Below are 1,926 nucleotides of genomic sequence, written 5' to 3'. Positions count from 1 at the left end.
CGACTGGTTCTATCGCGGCGTGGTCGACCGCTCGCTCGTCCTGACCATCGACCCGAGCTACTTCCGGCTGACCGGCGGCATCGAGCGCTGGCTCTATCGCGTGGCGCGCAAGCACGCCGGCCGCCAAGTCGGTGGCTGGGTGTTCGAACTCGCCCATCTCCACCACAAGTCCGGGAGCCTGGCCCGCCCCTCCGACTTCGCGCTCGATGTGCGCCGCATCGTCCAGCGCCAGCCCTTGCCAGGATACCGGCTGCTGCTCGACCGCGCCCAGGGCCGCGAGCGCCTGCGCATCCTGCCCCTGGTCGTCGAGATCGCGCTCGACGCGCCTGAGAACGCGCCTGTGGACGGACACGGGATATCGGGCGCATCGCCCATCGGGACATCAGGCGCACGGGTATCGGGAGATCAGGCGCAGGCAGCGGCCCCAAACCCTTTTGGCGCAAGGCCTTCCGCCGCGCCTAACTTGGACTCTAACCTCGACTCTAACTTCTTGGCGGCCGCTGTCCTCGGCGCGGACACGCCGGACGCGGAGGCGGACCGGTGATCCTGGCCCTCCTCAACCAGAAGGGCGGGGTCGGCAAGACCACCCTGGCCTTGAACCTCGCCGCCTGCTGGGCCGCCCAGGGCCGGCGCGTGACCGTCGTCGACGCCGATCCGCAAGGCTCGGCCCTGGACTGGGCGCAGGCCCGCAGTCACGCCGGCCTTGCCCGCGCGTTCGGGGTGGTGGGCCTGCCGCGCGACACCCTCCACCACGAGGCGCCCGAGCTGGCGCGCGCCGCCGACCACGTGATCATCGACGGCCCGCCGCGCGTGGCCGCCTTGCTGCGCTCGGCGCTCCTGGCCGCCGACCTGGTGGTCATCCCGGTCCAGCCCTCGCCGCTCGATGGCTGGGCGTCGGCCGAGATGCTGCGCCTGCTCGACGAGGCCCGCGTCTACCGGCCCGGCCTGCGCGCCCGGTTCCTGCTCAACCGGTGCGCCGCGCGCACGGTGATCGCCCGCGAGACCAAGGACGCCCTGGCCCTTCAGGACACCGGCGCCCTGCGACATACGATCGGCCAGCGGGTGCTGTTCGCCCAGGCGATGGCCGCCGGGCGCGTGGCCGGCGAGCTTGAGCCCGACGGTCCGGCGGCCGCCGAGATCGCCGCCGTCGCGGCCGAGATCGAGGCGCTCGGGCGATGAGCGGCAAGCCCTTCGCCGCCCGTCCGCCCGGCGCCGAGGCCTGGGTCCAGGACCCGGGCGACCGGCCCGGCGCCCGGCCAAGCCGGTTCACCGCCCGCCTGACCATCGACGTCACGCCCGCCTGTCGGGGGCGCATCAAGATCGCTGCCTTCGCGCGCGGCCAGACCGTCGCCGACATGGTGCGCGCGCTGCTCGACCGGGAATTCCCGGAGGAGCGGGCATGAGCGCGATCGCTGAAACCGAGGTCGACCTCAGCTGGTGGCGCGGACAGGTCGAGGAGTGGCTGCGCTTTGGCCGGCCGCGCGAGGAGATCCTGCACGATCGCCGCCGCCGGACTCTCGTCTTCCGCCCCGGCGCGGTCTTTGCCCGCGTGCGCTGGACGGGCGGCGCCTATGGCACGACCGCCTCGGTGCTGGAGGTGCTGCGGGCGCCGGAGGCGGGCGAGGCCTTCATCACCCTGCCCGGCGTGAGGCCCGGCGCGCAGGCGCTGGTTTGGCTCGAAGGCTGGACGCGGGTGCAGCGGGGCCTGGCGGTCATCGACACGATCGAGGCCGCCGGGTTCGCGCCCCACGCCATCGCGCCCGACCACTGGCGCCATGTGCAAAACCGGCTTTGGGCCGGACTTGCGCCCCGCGCCTACGATGCGCGGCGCCATCGGGCCTGGCGGCTGCGCCAGCGGGTGTCGTCGTGAGGCGCTGGATCCTGGCGGCGGGCGGCCTGGCCTGCCTGGCGCTGGCCGCCGCCCCG

Annotated in this window: 4 protein-coding genes; all 4 read left to right on the top strand. The window is 74.0% G+C overall.

The features are described from left to right. The coding region (locus DMC18_RS24700) for a replication initiator protein A (protein ID WP_199232635.1) at positions 1–544 on the top strand (544 nt) is incomplete at its 5' end. After that, positions 541–1,179 (top strand): ParA family partition ATPase, encoded by a 639-nt coding sequence (parA, locus tag DMC18_RS24695; protein WP_110133403.1) that lies wholly within the window; start codon positions 541–543, stop codon positions 1,177–1,179. The genes DMC18_RS24700 and parA, both read left to right, overlap by 4 nt. Beyond that, positions 1,176–1,403, top strand: coding sequence for a hypothetical protein (locus DMC18_RS24690; protein WP_110133402.1), 228 nt, complete (start codon positions 1,176–1,178; stop codon positions 1,401–1,403). The genes parA and DMC18_RS24690 overlap by 4 nt, the downstream gene beginning before the upstream one ends. Beyond that, positions 1,400–1,870, top strand: a complete 471-nt coding sequence (locus DMC18_RS24685; protein ID WP_110133401.1) for a DUF2840 domain-containing protein — start codon at positions 1,400–1,402, stop codon at positions 1,868–1,870. The genes DMC18_RS24690 and DMC18_RS24685 overlap by 4 nt, the downstream gene beginning before the upstream one ends. The last annotated feature ends 56 nt before the right edge of the window (positions 1,871–1,926 follow it).

Origin of the sequence: Caulobacter sp. D5, from assembly GCF_003185805.1 — a bacterium.
Taxonomy (GTDB): domain Bacteria; phylum Pseudomonadota; class Alphaproteobacteria; order Caulobacterales; family Caulobacteraceae; genus Caulobacter.
The sequence above is the reverse complement of the archived record's forward strand: the minus strand, read 5'-3'. Positions and strand labels throughout refer to the sequence as shown.